This window comes from Xanthomonas floridensis (genome assembly GCF_001642575.1).
GTDB classification, from domain to species: Bacteria; Pseudomonadota; Gammaproteobacteria; order Xanthomonadales; family Xanthomonadaceae; genus Xanthomonas; species Xanthomonas floridensis.
This window is the reverse complement of record NZ_LXNG01000019.1, coordinates 39,930-56,345: the sequence shown is the minus strand read 5'-3', so window position 1 is coordinate 56,345 and position 16,416 is coordinate 39,930. Positions and strand designations below refer to the sequence as shown.

12 protein-coding genes are annotated in these 16,416 nt (G+C 68.1%); 11 read left to right on the top strand and 1 reads right to left on the bottom strand.

The window, feature by feature from the left end; all coding sequences use genetic code 11:
• Positions 1-56: 56 nt before the first annotated feature.
• Positions 57-1,379 carry a right-handed parallel beta-helix repeat-containing protein gene (locus tag A7D17_RS12150; protein WP_064509317.1) on the bottom strand — a complete coding sequence of 441 codons (1,323 nt, stop codon included), beginning with the start codon at positions 1,377-1,379 and terminating at the stop codon, positions 57-59.
• 397 nt (positions 1,380-1,776) lie between these two features.
• On the opposite strand from A7D17_RS12150, the gene A7D17_RS12145 reads away from it, so the two are divergent.
• The 11 genes from A7D17_RS12145 (at position 1,777) to A7D17_RS25035 (ending at position 16,234) form a co-directional block, all read left to right on the top strand.
• Entirely contained in the window at positions 1,777-3,405 is a 1,629-nt protein-coding gene (locus A7D17_RS12145; RefSeq protein ID WP_064509316.1) for a TldD/PmbA family protein, read from the top strand.
• Positions 3,406-4,286: 881 nt separating this feature from the next.
• Positions 4,287-5,921 (top strand): TldD/PmbA family protein, encoded by a 1,635-nt coding sequence (locus A7D17_RS12140; protein ID WP_064509315.1) that lies wholly within the window; start codon positions 4,287-4,289, stop codon positions 5,919-5,921.
• A gap of 14 nt (positions 5,922-5,935) precedes the next feature.
• Complete coding sequence (locus A7D17_RS12135) at positions 5,936-7,270, top strand: TldD/PmbA family protein (protein WP_064509314.1); 1,335 nt, start codon at positions 5,936-5,938, stop codon at positions 7,268-7,270.
• A gap of 158 nt (positions 7,271-7,428) precedes the next feature.
• Positions 7,429-8,079, top strand: coding sequence for a DUF4159 domain-containing protein (locus tag A7D17_RS12130; protein ID WP_425479595.1), 651 nt, complete (start codon positions 7,429-7,431; stop codon positions 8,077-8,079).
• A 256-nt stretch (positions 8,080-8,335) separates the two neighbouring features.
• Positions 8,336-9,328: an AAA family ATPase gene (locus A7D17_RS12125; RefSeq protein WP_064509312.1), complete on the top strand. Its 993-nt coding sequence runs from the start codon at positions 8,336-8,338 to the stop codon at positions 9,326-9,328.
• A 10-nt stretch (positions 9,329-9,338) separates the two neighbouring features.
• On the top strand, positions 9,339-10,235 hold the full coding sequence (locus A7D17_RS12120; RefSeq protein WP_064509311.1) for a DUF58 domain-containing protein: 897 nt from the start codon (positions 9,339-9,341) through the stop codon (positions 10,233-10,235).
• Between the two features lie 214 nt (positions 10,236-10,449).
• Positions 10,450-10,860, top strand: coding sequence for a hypothetical protein (locus tag A7D17_RS12115; protein ID WP_064509310.1), 411 nt, complete (start codon positions 10,450-10,452; stop codon positions 10,858-10,860).
• The gene (locus A7D17_RS12110) at positions 10,857-12,047 is read left to right on the top strand and encodes a BatA domain-containing protein (RefSeq protein WP_064509309.1); all 1,191 of its coding nucleotides are present in this window, start codon (positions 10,857-10,859) and stop codon (positions 12,045-12,047) included. The genes A7D17_RS12115 and A7D17_RS12110 overlap by 4 nt, the downstream gene beginning before the upstream one ends.
• Positions 12,044-14,302 (top strand): hypothetical protein, encoded by a 2,259-nt coding sequence (locus A7D17_RS12105; protein WP_064509308.1) that lies wholly within the window; start codon positions 12,044-12,046, stop codon positions 14,300-14,302. The genes A7D17_RS12110 and A7D17_RS12105 overlap by 4 nt, the downstream gene beginning before the upstream one ends.
• Positions 14,299-16,041 (top strand): hypothetical protein, encoded by a 1,743-nt coding sequence (locus A7D17_RS23670; protein ID WP_064509307.1) that lies wholly within the window; start codon positions 14,299-14,301, stop codon positions 16,039-16,041. Before A7D17_RS12105 ends, A7D17_RS23670 begins: the two co-directional genes overlap by 4 nt.
• A complete protein-coding gene (locus A7D17_RS25035; RefSeq protein WP_275655081.1) occupies positions 15,935-16,234 on the top strand; it encodes a helix-turn-helix domain-containing protein in 300 nt (99 codons plus the stop codon). The genes A7D17_RS23670 and A7D17_RS25035 overlap by 107 nt, the downstream gene beginning before the upstream one ends.
• Positions 16,235-16,416 lie beyond the last annotated feature (182 nt).

Here is a 16,416-nt window from a genome sequence, read left to right as displayed (position 1 = left end):
GGCACCATGGCGCTGACCGCCGGCCAGGCGGCTGGCGGTCAGCGCCATCGTCCGGATCAACGCGCCTCGAATGCCCCCAGGTCCGGTGCACGCCCGTTGAAGGCCTCACCGGTATCGGCGCCGGCGTCGATCAACGCGCTGCCCGGTGCCAGGTTGGCGAAGGTGATGATGGGGAGGTCGCCGTTGGCCTGGCGCGGACGCATGAGCTGGCGCTCGTCCAGGCTGACGAAATCGCCCGCACTGACGACAAGGGGAAGATTGAACGAATTGCGGCCGATATCGTTCTCGCTCGTGGACCCCAGGTTGATCATTTCGATGCGCGTGCCGAATCCCAGGTTATTGGCCAGATCGTGATCGTATCCCGGCACGTCGGTGAGGTTGTCGCTCAAGGTGGACTGCATGTCGTAGCTGGCGCGGCCGTTCTTGATCGATGTGTTACTGATCCACTCCTGCCCACCGATGTGGTGATTGGCGTAGAGGCCGTTGGAGCGATTGCCCACTGCCAGATTGAACCGCACGCTATGGCGCGGCACCGGCTTGGGATAATCGCTTCCGTTGCGGCCGTAGCCGCCGGCCTTGAAGCCTGCGCCATTGCCCAGCGGGGTGAATGCGCTGTCGTAGCCGTTATAGAACGACCAGTTGCGTTGCAGGGTGACTGCAGCAGCGGCATTGATCAGGTCGAAGCCATCGTCGCTGTTGAACCATGCGCGGCTGCCTTCGATGAGGTTTCCGGTGCTTCCCGCAAGCGTCGGGTGCACGCCGAAACCGTCGATATTTCCATCGGAGAAGGCATTGAGTCCGCGGTTGTTATAGGCATCGACGTTGCGGACCCGGTTGTTGCTGCCGGAAACCAGGTACCAGCCGATCGCCTGGCCGTCGTGAATCGCCAGATTCTCGAACAGGTTGCCGTTGCCGCGGTCAACGCGGAATGCTTCGGACTGGGTCAGGCGGTCTGCAATGGTGATCCGCACACCCACCACCTCGAATCCGCGAAAGACGCAGTTGTTGCTGGCCACCCGGAATGCGGCCACGCGCAGGCCGGTGGGCGTCACTGCGGAGAAGTCGAACACCGGTCGCTCGTTGGCGACGTTGACGTAGGCGAGGCCGGGCTTGGTGATCTCGTTGACCACGGCGTAGGGCTGCCGGACCACGCTGATATTGGCGCTGGTCAGGCGATAGGTGCCGCCGCGCAGGTAGACGGTATCGCCACTGGACGCGGCGGCCTGCGCAGCCATCACGCTGGCAAAGGGGGCGGCGCGGGTGCCGGGATTGCCGTCGTTGCCGGTGGGCGCGACGTACCAGTCGGCGGCCACGGCCGTGCACGGCGGCACGCAGGCGGCAACGGCGATCGCCACGATGGTGCCAAGAGAAAGGTTCATCGGATGTCCCTGGTGGACTGCATGAAAGTGGCTGCGTGCCGCCTTTGACCGGGGCGTGGCGCATGCCGCGAGTCGCGCAGCCTGCGGCAGCCGGTTTGCGCTCGCCAGTGGTCGTGCTCGGTTCTGCTACGGCGGTTGGCGTTTCGATGTGCCGCAACGCAGAAGTGGGCAAACCGGACGTGGGTATCTGGATCGATGCGGACGCTGCCTCTACCCGCACGGCGGCGCGAGGCTCTACGGCCGCCCCGTGTCCGGCATCGCCTCGCCGCCCGCCATGCGCTCTGGACGCGGACACCGGCCCGCCGGCGCTGCCCCTTGACCACCAACGCCCACACCGGCCAGTCTCGGGGGCTGGCACGGCGGGGGTCGTGTCGCTCGCCTTCAACGGAGAACCGCCGTGGACCGTCGTACCTTCCTCACCCTGTCTGGCATCGGTGCTGCCGGCTTGCTGTTGCCGAATACGCGCCTGATCGCCGCCGAGCAGTTGCTCACACCCAACGATGCCGCGCGCAGCCGGCGCTTGTCCGATACCGCGCTGAGCACCGCCAAGGCGGCGGGTGCGAGCTATTGCGATGTGCGCGTGGGCCGGTATCTGCGCCAGTTCGTGATCACCCGCGAGGCGCAGGTGGAGAACGTGGTCAACGCCGAATCCAGTGGGGTCGGCGTGCGCGTGCTGGCCGATGGCGCCTGGGGGTTTGCGGCCACCAACACGCTGACCAGCGACGGCGTGGCCACCGCCACGCGGCAGGCGGTGGCGATCGCCAAGGCCAATGCGCGGCTGGGTGGCACGCCGGTGCAGCTGGCGCCGGTGACGGCGGCCGGGCAGGTGCGCTGGCGCACGCCGATCAAGAAAAATGCGATGGAAGTGCCGCTGCAGGACAAGGTGGCGCTGCTGATGGACGTCAATGCAGCCGCGCTCAACGCCGGCGCCACCTTCGTGGCCTCGCGCCTGTTTGCGATCAACGAGCAAAAATACTTCGCCAGCAGCGATGGCTCCTATATCGATCAGGATGTGCACCGGCTGTGGCTGCCCTTCACCGTCACTGCGGTGGACAAGGCCAGCGGCAAGTTCCGCACCCGCGACGGGCTGTCTTCGCCGATGGGCATGGGGTACGAGTATCTGGACGGCGATGCGCGCGAGAAGCACGCGCTGCCCGGCGGGCTTGTCGGGTATGGAAAGAGCTACGATGCGCGCGAAGACGCCATTGCCGCCGCAAAGCAGGCCCGCGCCAAGCTCACCGCGCCCTCGGTGAAGGCCGGCAAGTACGATCTGGTGATCGACCCGAGCAATCTGTTTCTCACCATCCACGAGTCGGTCGGCCACCCGCTCGAGCTCGATCGCGTGCTCGGGTACGAGGCCAACTACGCCGGCACCAGTTTCGCCACGCTGGACAAGCGCGATGCGAAGTTCCGCTGGGGGAGCGAGGCGGTGACCTTTGTCGCCGACAAGACGCAGCCAGGCAGCCTGGGCGCAGTGGGCTACGACGATGAAGGCGTCAAGACCAAGCAGTGGGACCTGGTCAAGGACGGCATCCTGGTCGATTACCAATGCACGCGCGATCAGGCGCACCTACTCGGCAAGACCGCCTCCGATGGCTGCAGTTACGCCGATTCGTGGTCCAGCGTGCAGTTCCAGCGCATGCCCAATGTGTCGCTGGCTGCGGGCAAGACGCCGCTGGCGGTGGCGGACATGATCAAGAACGTCGAGCGCGGGCTGTACATCCACGGGCGCGGCTCGTACTCGATCGATCAGCAGCGCTACAACGCGCAGTTCGGTGGGCAGCTGTTCTACGAGATCGAAAACGGCCAGGTCACACGGCTGGTGGAAGACGGCGCGTATCAGATCCGTACCCCGGAATTCTGGAACGCCTGCAGCGCCGTCTGCGACGCGCGCGACTTCCGTCTGGGCGGCTCGTTCTTCGATGGCAAGGGCCAACCCAGCCAGGTGTCGGCGGTGTCGCATGGCGCGGCCACCGCGCGCTTCGATGGCATCAACGTGATCAATACCGCGCGCTCGTTGGGGTGATAGCTGCCAACAGGCGGTTGGTAGGTTCTTTGATAGAACTGTCCTGCTTGCAAGTTGGCACACCTTCAATCTCAATGACTCGTAGTCGTCGTTATAGAGGCGATCAAACGCTTGGTTGGTCGATGGCGCGGTGCCCTCGCCGCTCGCGGGACACGCCGTAAACCCGTCTAAATCACGTCGGGACAACCGAAATCTTGCGTCGTGGCGTCGCTTGGATGAAGCCAAAAGCTTGGTCAGTCGAGCGCGCGGTGCCCTCGCCGCTCGCGGGACACGCCGTAAACCCGTCCCTGGGGGCTCGGTGGCGGCATCCATGCCGCCACACGGTCCCGCAAGCGGCGAGGACACCGCACCAAAGAGTTGGTCGGCTGCTTTGCTGAAGACCATGCACACCGACCATCTCCACTGGTCCTTGCCCGCTCACCGTCGCGGGACCTTACGCGGCATGGATGCCGCGTAAGAGCTTACATGGACGTACTTGCAGCGTGTCCCGCGACGGTGGGCGGGCAAGGGCCCTGCAGTGACCCCGCAGACCACCGCTTCATTCTTTAACCGCTCTGAGCCATGTGAAGCAGCTGCTCCGCCCGATGGCATACGCGTCGCGCATGACACGAACGCTAATGAGACAGAAACGTGCAGCATCGATCGCATCGCGTATGACACGATCGCGCAGCAAGTACACGCAACCAGCCCCGCTCGCCACACTTGCACGCAGGCATCTTCTGCCACTCGATTCATACCAGCACAGCGTTTACCCCGTACCCCTGCCGAAAGTCATTTGACGCCGCATTCGCTGCCCGGCAAGAATCGGCGATACCGTGCAGATACCCATCTGTGCGTCACCAGATCACCTGCGCGCCGCGCGGGACTATTGGGGAGTTGCCGTGCAGCGACGTGATTTCCTGGCCCTGACCGGGCTGACCATGGGCGGGCTGATCGTGCCGGCCACCTTCGGCAAGGCGATTGCCGCCGAGCAGCTGTTGACGCCCTTCGATGTCGGCCGCAAGAAGCGCCTGGCCGATGCCGGGCTCACTGCCGCGCGGCAGGCCGGCGCGAGCTATTGCGATGTGCGCATCGGCCGCTATCTGCGCCAGTTCGTCATCACCCGCGAAGACAAGGTGCAGAACGTGGTCAACACCGAATCCATCGGTGCCGGCATCCGCGTGATCGTGGGCGGGGCATGGGGGTTCGCTGCCACCAACGAGCTGACCGAGCAGGGCGTGGCCAAGGCCGCCGCGCAGGCTGCGGCCATCGCCAAGGCCAACGCCAAGGTGCAGGGCACACCGGTACAGCTGGCGCCCACGCCTGGCGTGGGCGAGGTCAGCTGGAAGACGCCGATCAAGAAGAACGCGATGGAAGTGCCGATCAAGGACAAGGTGGACCTGCTGCTGGGCGTCAACGCTGCCGCCACCGCTGCCGGCGCCAACTTCGTCAACTCGATGCTGTTCGTGGTCAACGAGCAGAAGTATTTCGCCAGCACCGACGGCTCCTACATCGACCAGGACGTGCACCGCATCTGGGCGCCGATGAGCGTCACCGCCATCGACAAAGCCAGCGGCAAGTTCCGCACCCGCGACGGGCTGTCCGCGCCGATGGGCCTGGGCTACGAATATCTCGATGGCGCAGCGTCGGGCAAGTTCGTCTCGCCCAACGGCGTGGTCAATTACGGTCTGTCCTACGACATGAAGGAAGACGCCATCGCCGCGGCCAAGCAGGCGCAGGAAAAGCTCAAGGCGCCGTCGGTGAAGCCGGGCAAGTACGATCTGGTGCTGGACCCCTCGCACACCTGGCTCACCATCCACGAGTCGGTGGGGCACCCGCTGGAGCTCGATCGCGTGCTCGGCTACGAAGCCAACTTCGCCGGGACCAGCTTCGCCACGCTGGACAAGCTCAAGGCCGGTTTCCAGTACGGCAGCGACAAGGTGCATATCCTGGCCGACAAGACCCAGCCCGGCAGCCTGGGTGCGGTGGGCTACGACGATGAAGGCGTCAAGACCAAGCAGTGGGACCTGATCCGCGACGGCAAGCTGGTGGACTACCAGGCCATCCGCGACCAGGCGCATATCCTCGGCAAGACCGCCTCCGATGGATGCTGCTATGCGGATTCGTGGTCCAGCGTGCAGTTCCAGCGCATGGCCAATGTGTCGCTGTCCGCCGGCAAGACGCCGCTGAGCGTGAGCGATCTGATCAAGAACGTGGAAAACGGCATCTACATCATCGGCGACGGCTCGTTCTCCATCGACCAGCAGCGCTACAACGCGCAGTTCGGTGGCCAGCTGTTCTACGAGATCAAGAACGGCGCCATCACCCGCATGCTCGAGGACGTGGCCTACCAGATCCGCACACCGGAATTCTGGAACGCCTGCAGCGCCGTGGCCGACCAGCGCGACTACCGCCTGGGCGGTTCGTTCTTCGACGGCAAGGGCCAGCCCAGCCAGTCCTCGGCGGTCTCGCACGGTTCGTCCACCGCCCGTTTCGACGGCATCAACGTCATCAACACCGCCCGCTCGCTCGGCTGACAGGAGAAACCCACATGAGCATCCTTACCGAAGCGCAGGCCAAGGCCATCCTGGACAAGGTCATCAAGTTGTCCAAGGCCGACGAGTGCACCGCCACGCTCAGCGGCTCGATCGACGGCAATATCCGTTTCGCACTCAACAACGTGTCCACCAGCGGCATCGTCGACAACACCGACCTGCAGGTGCAGGTGGCGTTCGGCAAGCGCGTGGGCATCGCCACCATCAACGAGTTCGACGATGCCTCGCTGGAGCGCGTGGTACGCCGCGCCGAAGATCTGGCAAAGCTGGCGCCGGAAAATCCGGAGTTCATGCCGGCGGTCGACAAGCAGACCTATCGGCCTAGCCCCACCTTCAGCGACTCCACCGCCGCAGTGGACCCTGCGTTCCGCGCGCAGGTCGCCGCCGATTCGATCGCCCCCTGCAAGGGCAAGGGACTGATCGCCGCCGGCTTCCTGGAAGATGGCCAGAGCTTTACCGCGTTTGCCAACAGCAAGGGCAACTTCGGCTATCAGCGCGGCGCACGCTTCGACTACACCTGCACCGTGCGTACTGAAGATGGCCGCGGCTCGGGCTGGGTGGGCCGTAACCTGAAAGACGCGGCCGACTTCAAGGCCGAGCAGGACATCCGCATCGCCATGCGCAAGGCCAGCGATTCGGCCGAAGCCAAGGCGTTGGAACCGGGCAAATACACCGTGATCCTGGAGCCGGCGGCAGCGGCCGGGCTGATCTCGTTCATGATGCGCTACTTCGATGCGCGCATGGCCGACGAGGGCCGCAGCTTCCTGTCCAAGAAGGGCGGCGGCAACAAGCTGGGCGAGCAGGTCTACGACCCACGCGTGAACATCACCGCCGACCCGTGGGATGCGCGTGCCGCCGTGCTGCCGTGGGACGAGGAAGGCCTGCCGCGCGAGAAGATGTCCATCGTCGAGAACGGCAAGGTCGCCAACCTGCAGTATTCGCGCTATTGGGCGCAGAAGAACGGCAAGCGTGCGATCGGCGAGCCGGGCAACCTGCTGATGGCCGGTGGCGACAAGAACATCGCCGAACTGGTGCGCGGCACCGAGAAGGGCATCCTGGTCACGCGCACCTGGTACATCCGCATGGTCGACCCGCAGACCGTGCTGCTGACCGGGCTCACCCGCGATGGCACGTTCTACATCGAGAACGGGCAGATCAAGTACCCGGTGAAGAATTTCCGCTTCAACGAATCGCCCATCATCATGCTCAACAACATCGACGAGCTGGGCAAGCCGGTGCGCGTGGCCGGCGATGAATCCAGCTACGTGATGATGATTCCGCCGATGCGTCTGCGCGATTTCACGTTTACCTCGTTGTCGGATGCGGTGTGAGTAGGAATCGGGAATCGGGAGTCGGGAATCGGGAATGGGAGAGCAAGAGCGGCTTCTCTCAACCTGAGTGTTCACGAGTGCTTCCGGTTCCCGGTGTCCTCCCGGCGCCTGCAACGCGCCGCCATTTCCTGCAGCTATTGCTTGGCAGCGCGACCAGTTTGACGCTGCCATGGCCGGCACTTGCCGCCGGCAACTACGACTTCTGGTTCACGCGGCTGCGCTACGATTCGGGCGACTGGGATGTGGATGCGCGTATGCCGTCCAATCTGATCACCTCGTTGATCGACTACACGCAGCTGAGGGTGGACCCGCAAGAGCACGTCATCGATCTGGCCGACCCGCGCATGTTGCAGGCGCCGTTCTGCTATCTGTCCGGGCACAAGCTGGTGGAATTCAATGCGGCCGAGCGGCGCCATTTCGAACGGTACGTGCGCAATGGCGGCTTCGTGTTCGTGGACGATTGCAACCACGATATCGATGGATTGTTCGCTACATCGTTCGAAGCGCAGATGACCTCGATCTTCGGCAAGACTGCGCTGCAGAAGCTCCCCAAAAGTCACCGGCTCTACAGCGCATTCTTCAAGTTCCCGGACGGCCCGCCGGCGACCAGCTTCGAGCTCAATGGCTGGGGCGACGATCTGGTGCACGACTATCTCAAGGGCATCAGCATCGACGGACGCCTGGGAGTGCTCTACAGCAACAAGGATTACGGCTGCGAATGGGATTATGACTGGCGCAACAAACGCTTTCTGGCAGAAGACAACACCCGGTTCGGCGTCAACATCGTGATGTATGCGCTGACCAACTGAGATCGCTCCGTAGGCGCGCGCTTGCGCGCGATGCCTTGCCGGTAACGCCGTATCGCGCGCAAGCGCGCTGCTACGCCACATCGCATGAGATCCTTGCAAACACTTCCACGCCATCCATCGCCAACCGCCTGCCGTTGCACACGCGAGCCCTGCACGCTCAGCAGCAGGCGCGTTGGCGCGCGATAGGGATTTATCGATAAGGCAGCGCACGTCAACGCGCTCCTACGCAAGCTGCCACATAACCAGAGACGTTCGCATGACCTCACCCAACGAAGACACGCTCACTGCCCAGCTCTCGCAACTTGATGCGCTGCGCGCCGCGTTGGCCCAGGCGGTGGTGGGCCAGGCTGCGGTGGTGGAGCAGTTGTTGATCGGCCTGCTCGCCGGTGGCCACTGCCTGCTGGAAGGTGCACCGGGGCTGGGCAAGACGCTGCTGGTGCGCTCGCTGGGGCAGGCGCTGGAGCTGCAATTCCGCCGCGTGCAGTTCACCCCTGATCTGATGCCCAGCGACATCCTGGGCACCGAGTTGCTGGAAGAAGACCACGGCACCGGGCACCGGCATTTCCGCTTTCAACAAGGGCCGATCTTCACCAATTTGCTATTGGCCGACGAACTCAATCGCACCCCGCCCAAGACCCAGGCCGCGCTGCTGGAAGCGATGAGCGAGCGCACCGTCAGCTATGCCGGCACCACCTATGCATTGCCGGATCCGTTCTTCGTGCTGGCCACGCAAAACCCCATCGAACAGGCTGGCACCTACCCGCTGCCGGAAGCGCAGCTGGACCGTTTTTTACTGCATGTGCGCGTGGAGTACCCCAGCGAGCAGGAAGAGCGCGACATCCTCAGCCAGACCACCGGCAGCGCGAGCGCGCAAGTGCCCAGGGTGATGGATGCGGCCAGCGTGCAGGCGCTGCAGCGGCAGGTGCGGCAGGTGCATGTGGGCGCGGATCTGCTGACCTGGATCAATCGCCTGGTGCGCGCCAGCCGGCCCGGGCCGCAGGCCAGCGATGAGGTGCGGCAATGGATCAAATGGGGCGCCGGCCCGCGTGCGGGGCAGTCGTTGGTGCTGGCGTCCAAGGCGCGCGCTTTGCTGCACGGCCGGCTGGCGGCCACCCGGGAAGACGTGATGGCGCTTGCGGCGCCGGTGATGCGGCATCGGTTGTTGCTGTCTTTCGCTGCCGAAGCCGAACAACGCAGTGCCGATGCCGTGGTCGCCGCGCTGCTGCGCGCGGTGCCGTTCCCGGGCTGAGCGCAGCAGCATGCACCCACCGCTGCCGCCCCTGATTCCCGCCGATGTGCGCAGCCGTTTGCGCGGCCTGCAGCTGCGCGCGCGTCAGGCGCAGGGCGGGCACGGGATTGGCCAGCACGCCAGCCGCAGCCGCGGCGCCGGGCTGGAATTTGCGCAGTACCGCGCCTACGAGCCGGGCGATGCGCTGCGCCAGATCGACTGGAAGCTCTACGCACGCTCGGACCGCTTCTTCGTCCGCGAAGCCGAGCGCGAAAGCCCGCTCACGCTGTGGTTGCTGCTCGATGCCACCGCATCGGCCGGGCAGGCCGACAGCGCGCGGCCGGAACATACCCGCCTGCATCCGATGGCGACACTGGCCGCCTGCGCAGCCGAAGTGGCGCTGCAGCAAGGCGATCGCGTCGGCTTGTATGCGCTGCATGGTGGCGGGCTGGTCGCGGTGCCTGCCGGCGTCGGCAGCCGTCAGCGCGACCGTCTCTGGCTGGCCCTGCATGGCTTGCGCGCCGGCGGCCGCTGGCCCGGGCTGGAGGCGTTGCGGCCGTTGTGGGAACGCATCGCCGCGCACGATCTGCTGCTGTCCATCGGCGATGGGTTCGATGAAGAGCTGGCGGGCGCACTGGAAAAATTCGCCGCCGCGCGCCGTGAGGTGCTGCAGCTGCAGGTGCTCACCTGCGACGAACGCGATTTTCGATTCAGCGGCGGGCACCGCTTCCGCGACCCGGAAACCGGCGAAGAACTGCTGGGCGATGGTGCGGCCATGCGCGCCGACTATCTGCAACGCTTCGCCGCAGCCCAGCGCGCGCGGCAGGCGCGCTGGGCTGCGGCCGGCATCGCGCATGCGGTGCATTACCTGGATGCGCCGGCCGATGCCGCCCTGCGCCAGTTGTTCGGTCAGGGCGCGTCCCGATGAGCGCGTGCCTGTGTGGCGCGGTGATTGCGTTTTTCGTTTCGCTATCGATCATGGCGTTGCAGCCATCGCATCGGCAATGGCGTGTTGTTGCCAGCAGGCACAGCCCGCAGTGGCCGCCGCGCGTACCGGCGTGCATTGCGTGCTGCATGCCGGTGCCAGCGCGGCATGCAGCGCCGTACGCGATGCATCTGCCTTGCCCCGGCGACGCACGCGCATGAGTGCAGCGCTTGCCGACGTCGAATGCGCGCACGCCGTGCAGCTCTGCATGCCACCGCTGTTGCGATTGCAGTCGCCGTTGCCCGTGCGAGGTATTTGCGTGGGTGCACCGCTGCCTCTCTTGGTGCGCGCGCTTGCCATGCAACTGTGCGTGCAACTGATGCTGCATTTACAAACGCAGTTGCGGCTACAGTCGGATGGGCGAGGTCTTCGCATCGGTGCGACGCCCGCTAATGTCGCGCGTGCGCTCGCCACGCAGCGCTGGATGCAACTGCTGTTGCGATTGCCGTTGCGGCTACAACCGCAGCTGCAGATGCGGCAGCAAACCCGGCATGCCTTTGCAAGCCCCCACCCTGGCAACGCGATGCACGCACGCGTGCACGGCGTCGGCGCGGGAGCATCGGCATGAACCTGCTGTTGCTGTTCCCCGCCGGGCTTGCGGCATTGGCCGCACTGCTGCTGCCGCTGTTGATCCATCTGGCGCGGCGCAGCGAACACCGGCCCACCGAGTTTGCCGCGCTGCGTTGGTTGCGGGCGGTGCCACGCCCGCGCCACCGCGTGCGCCTGGACGAGCTGCCGTTGCTGCTGGTCCGCCTGCTGCTGGTGGCAGCGTTGGCGCTGCTGTTGGCCGAGCCGGCGTTGCGCGCGCAGCAGGATGCACGCCCGCGCATTGCGGTCAGCCCGGGCGTGGATCTGGCCGCGGCACGCGCGCTGCCGCAGCCCGAGGAGGCGCTATGGGTCTGGCTGGCGCCTGGCTTCCCGCCGATCGATGCCAAGGCTGGTGGCGCCAACAGCAAGGGTGCGCAGGCTGGCGGTCCGCAGCCGGTCAGCAGCCTGCTGCGCGAACTCGATGCCAGCCTGCCGGCAGACGCGCCGCTCAGCGTGATCGTGCCCACGCAGTGGGGCGTGGTGGATGCGCAACGGGTGCTGCTCTCGCGTGCAGTGCAGTGGCAGGTGCTGCCCGGTGCGTCGCCCGTGGCCGCCACGCCTGCCACCGTGCCGCTGCGCTTGCAGGCAATTGCCGACGACCGCGCCGCACCTGCCCTGCGCTATCTGCGCGCGGTGCATGCCGCCTGGGTGCTGCCGGGCAGCTTGCCGGTGGGCACACCTGCCGATGCCGTGCCGGCGCGTTGGGCACCGGGCACGGTGGTGGCATGGCTGTCGCCCACCGCCCCGCCCGCGGCAGTGCTGGACTGGGTTGCGGCGGGTGGCCAGCTGCTGCTGGATGCGCGCACCCCGGTGCCGCCCGCACTCGCTGCCGCGCTGCAACCTGCACTTGAACTCCAGGCGCAGCCCGTCCTCGACGCCGCTGTGGTCGGGCGCGGGCGCCTGCTGCGCTGGGTCGCGCCGCTGCAGCCGCAGCAGCTGCCGGCGCTGTTGGACGCCGAGTTCCCCACCCGCCTGCACGCTGCACTGCAGCCGCCTGCCATTCCGCAACGCGCCCTGGCGCAGACCCAGCAGCCACTGCGTGGCGGCGCGATCCGGCTGACCACGCCGCCATGGCCGCTGGCACCATGGCTGATCGGTGCGGTGTTGCTGCTGTTTGCGCTCGAGCGCTGGCTGGCCACCGCGCCGCGCCGGAGCAGCGCGGCATGAGCACACCTGCACTGCAGCACGCGTGGCAAGCCGCACGCCGACGGCGCGCTGCCGGCGTGCTGGTGTTCGGCTGGCCGCTGGCATTGCTGCCGGGTGCGCTGGCCTGGCGGATGGGCGCCCACGCAGCGGTGGTGCCGCTGTTGCTGGCCGGCGTCGTGATATTGGCCATCATCGCGCTGCACGCAGCGCGGCAGCTGGACCAGACCTGGCTGATCCGCCGGCTGGATCGCGACCCGGACCTGGACGACAGCAGCGACCTGTTGTTCGTGCCGGCCGCGCAACTGGGCCCGCTGCAGGCCCTGCAACGGCAGCGGCTGGAACAGCGCCTGCGCAGCACGCCGCGCGATCTGCGCCCGGCCTGGCCGTGGCGGCGCGCGTGGCCCTGGAGCCTGCTCGGCCTGGTTGCCTGCGGCGCGTTACTACTGTGGCCGCCGCGTGCGCTGCCGCCGGCCGCCCCTACCGACCGCGTGGCTGCCGCGCGTGCCAGCAGCGGCGCTGCGCAGCTGCGCCGGGCCCAGCTACGCAGCACACCGCCGGCCTACACCGGCCTTCCGGCCGCGCGGCTACCCGGCCTGGATGCGCGCGTGCCCGCCGGCACCCGGCTGGACTGGCAGCTGCAGGTCAGCCCGGCCCCGCGCAAGGTGGCACTGCGCCTGACTGACGGCCGCCTCATCCCGCTGGCTCGGCAGGGCGGCAGCGATCAGTGGCAGGGTCAATGGACCGCCACGTACGCCAGCCTGTACCGCATCCTCATCGACGGCACGCCCGCCGACCGCCAACTGCACCGGCTGGACGTGTTGCCCGACCGAGCGCCGCAGGTGCGCGTGCTCGCGCCCGAGCAGAGCCTGGTGCTGTGGACGCCGGCCAATGGCCCCTGGACCCTGCGCTTCGAAGCCAGCGACGATTACGCCGTGGCCGCCGGCGCCGAGCTGCGCCTGACCCTGGCCCAGGGCAGTGGCGAAAACATCACCTTCACCACCCAGCGCCGCACGCTCACCGGCAGCGGGCCAGCCACCCGCCGCAGCTTCGCCACCACGCTGCAGCCGCAGGCGCTGGGCATGGCCGCCGGCGATGACCTGATCGCGCAGCTCATCGTGCACGACACCCGCCAGCCCGACCCGCAGGAAGGCCGCAGCGCCAGCGTGATCCTGCGCTGGCCGCCAGCGGAACAGACCATGGCCGCCGGCCTGGAGGCCAGCGTCAAGCAGACCTTGCCGGCCTATTTCCGCAGCCAGCGCCAGATCATCATCGACGCGCAGGCGCTGCTGAAGGAAAAACCGCGCCTGGACGATGCCACCTATCTCAAACGCTCCGACGCCATCGGCGTGGACCAGCGCCTGTTGCGGCTGCGCTACGGCCAGTTCCTGGGCGAAGAGAGCGAAGGCGCGCCCAAGGGCCCGCCGACCGCCGACGCACCGCCCACCAGCGACGACCCGGCCGATGACCTGCCCACGGCCGACATGCCCACCGCCGATGCGCCGGCAGAGCACGTCCACGACGCCGCCCAGCCACACGCCGATCACGATCACGATCATGCCGCTGCACCCGCCAGCGGCGCGGCAGCCCTGGACGACCACGACCACGATCACGCCGATGGGGGCCACGCGCGCAGCGGCTTCGGACAGGCGCAGGACGTGCTGACCGAGTTCGGCCACACCCACGACCACGCCGAAGCGGCCACCTTGCTGGACCCGCAGACCCGTGCCCTGCTGCGCGCCGCGCTCGACCAGATGTGGCAATCCGAGGGCGAATTACGCCAGGGCCACCCCGAGCGCGCGCTGCCGTTCGCCAACAAGGCGCTGGGCTTCATCAAGCAGGTGCAGCAGGCCGAGCGCATCTATCTCGCACGCGTCGGCACGCAATTGCCGCCGATCGATCCGAGCCGGCGCATGAGCGGCAAGCGCGACGGACTGGGCGACCGCCCCGCCGCCCTGGACACCCGCCCGCCACCGGACCCCTCGGCGCTGGCGCTGTGGACCGCGCTGGGCGAAGACGGCGCGGTACCGGAGGCCATCCTCGATCGCTACACCCGCTGGCTGGAGGGCGCCCAGGACCTGGTGCCGGACCCGCTCAGCGTGGCGGCCGCGGTGGAAACCCTGCGCAGCGAGCCTGCCTGCCTGCGCTGCCGCGCGCAGCTGCGCGCGCTGGTGTGGCCCACGCTCAGCGCGCCACCGGCGCCGGTGGGCCGCCGCCCGGCCGCCGACGCGCGCGGCCAGCGCTACCTGGATGCCTTGCGTGAGGAGCCACCGCCATGACCACCGCACTGCCCTGGCTGGTGGCTGCCGTGCTGGCGCTGCTGGTGGTCGTCGGCTGGATCCGGCTGCTGCGCGCGCAGGCAGCCCGGCCGCGTGCGCGCGGCCGGCTGTGGTGGTTGCTGGCTGCCCAGCCGGTGCTGGCGACCCTGCTCTATCCGGTGCTGCTGCCGCCACCGCGTACCGGTACTGCCGGCGTGCTGCAGGTGGCCACCGCAGGCACCGACCCGGCGCAACTCCGCCCGGGCGCGCAGTGGGTGGCGTTGCCGGAAGCCCCCCGCCTGCCCGGAGTGCCGCGTGTGCCCGACCTGGCGACTGCGCTGCGTCGCAATCCCGGCACCGCCAGCGTGGTGGTGCATGGCGACGGCCTGCCCGCACGCGACCGCGATGGCCTGGCAGGCGTGGCGGTGCAGGCCGCGCTGGGCCCGCCGGTACGCGGGCTGGTCGCGGCCTGGGCACCGGCCACCGTCGCGCCGGGCCAGGTGGTCACCATCACCGCGCAGCTGCAGGGCGTGGCCACTGCCCAGGTCGAGCTGCTCGACCCGTCCGGCCAACGCGTCGATCGCGCCCGCCCGGATGCGCATGGCCAGGTACGCCTGCGCGGCCTGGCGAATGCGCCAGGGCAGGTGCTGTTCGCGCTGCAGCTGCGCGATGCCGCCGGCGGCAAGCTGGGCCGCCTCGCTGTCCCGGTGCAGATCGCCGCCGTGCCGCCGGCCCGGGTGGTGCTGCTGGCCGGTGCGCCGCAGCCGGAGTTCAAGTACCTGCGCCGCTGGGCCAGCGATGCGGGGCTGGTGGCGCGCAGCCAGGTCAGCGTCAGCGCGGGTCTGCAGCTGGGCGATGCGGTCAGCCTGGACGCCGCCAGCCTGGACCGGATGGATGTGCTGGTGCTCGACACCCGTCGCCTGCTGGCCATGCCCACACCGCAACGGCAGGCGGTGAGCGCAGCGATCGCGCGCGGCCTGGGCGTGCTGGTGCAGGCGGCCGATCCGGCCGACGCCGCCACCCGCACCGCCTTGGCCGCGCTCGGGCTGGCGGTGACCGGCGGCGACGCCAGCAGCGCCGTTGCCCTGGCACCGGCAGGCACGCCTGGCGATGCCGGCGCACAGACCGCCCCGCCGCCGCTGCAACGCCGCAACCTGCAGCCGCAGGCCAGCGATGCGGTGATCGCCGCACGCGCCAGCGACGGCACGGCCCTGGGTTGGTGGCGCAGTGTCGGGCGCGGGCGCATCGGGGTCAGCGTGGTCCAGGACAGTTACACCCTGGTGCTGGCCGGCCAGCGCGCGCTGCATGCGCAGCTCTGGGCACAATTGCTCGGCGCGGTGGCGCGGCCGGCAGGTGCGCCAGCATCGGCGGTGCAGGAGGGCTGGTCGGGACAACGCATGCGCCTGTGCGATCTGGCGGCCGACGCGGCCGTGAGCGCGCCCGATGGCAGCCGCCAGCCTCTGTTGGTCGAACGCACCGGCAACGCAGCGCGCTGCGCCGGCTACTGGCCGGCAGCCACCGGCTGGCATCAGCTGCACGCCGGACCCGGCCCACGCTGGATCTATGTGCGCGCGCCCGACGAGGCGCCGGCGCTGTACCGGCAGCAACTGCGCGCGCGCACGCTGGCATTGGCCGCAGCGCACGCATCCACGTCTGCAACGACGCGCCCCGCCCCGCAGCCCGGACCACGCTGGCCATGGCTGCTGCTGTGGCTGGTGGCGGCAACCACCACATGGTGGCTGGAGCGCAGGCGCGCCTGACTACCGGCGAGGCCGTCGCTACGCGTGCTGCGGCCGATGTGTTCGCCGCTCTTATCTGCGCAACACCCTGATGTCCTGCACAGAGATCGCCTTGCTGCTCGGGTTTGAAGATCCCAACGCGTTCGTTCGCGCGTTCCGGGTCTGGACCGGCAAGACACCGCAGGCGGTGCGCCGCGATCCACCGCAGCAATGACATACGTGCCCCGCCGCGTGCGATCCGGCGCGCAGTGCGTCGTGGCCACGACGACGACACCGCAAGCGATAACGCAGCGTTGCGTACTCGGCAATGCGGGGACCGCAGCCGCTGGCGCGGATGCGATGCAGCGTCAGCAACGGCACCGCCTGGCGCGCGGCAAGCGTCAATAGGCTCTAAGA

What these genes read in the sequence shown, in the direction of transcription:
- A7D17_RS12135 (WP_064509314.1), top strand. Translation starts at nt 5,936, where the DNA reads ATGAGCATCCTTACCGAAGCGCAGGCCAAGGCCATCCTGGACAAGGTC.
- A7D17_RS12150 (WP_064509317.1), bottom strand. Translation starts at nt 1,379, where the DNA reads ATGAACCTTTCTCTTGGCACCATCGTGGCGATCGCCGTTGCCGCCTGC.
- A7D17_RS12115 (WP_064509310.1), top strand. Translation starts at nt 10,450, where the DNA reads ATGAGTGCAGCGCTTGCCGACGTCGAATGCGCGCACGCCGTGCAGCTC.
- A7D17_RS23670 (WP_064509307.1), top strand. Translation starts at nt 14,299, where the DNA reads ATGACCACCGCACTGCCCTGGCTGGTGGCTGCCGTGCTGGCGCTGCTG.
- A7D17_RS12110 (WP_064509309.1), top strand. Translation starts at nt 10,857, where the DNA reads ATGAACCTGCTGTTGCTGTTCCCCGCCGGGCTTGCGGCATTGGCCGCA.
- A7D17_RS12125 (WP_064509312.1), top strand. Translation starts at nt 8,336, where the DNA reads ATGACCTCACCCAACGAAGACACGCTCACTGCCCAGCTCTCGCAACTT.
- A7D17_RS12105 (WP_064509308.1), top strand. Translation starts at nt 12,044, where the DNA reads ATGAGCACACCTGCACTGCAGCACGCGTGGCAAGCCGCACGCCGACGG.
- A7D17_RS12120 (WP_064509311.1), top strand. Translation starts at nt 9,339, where the DNA reads ATGCACCCACCGCTGCCGCCCCTGATTCCCGCCGATGTGCGCAGCCGT.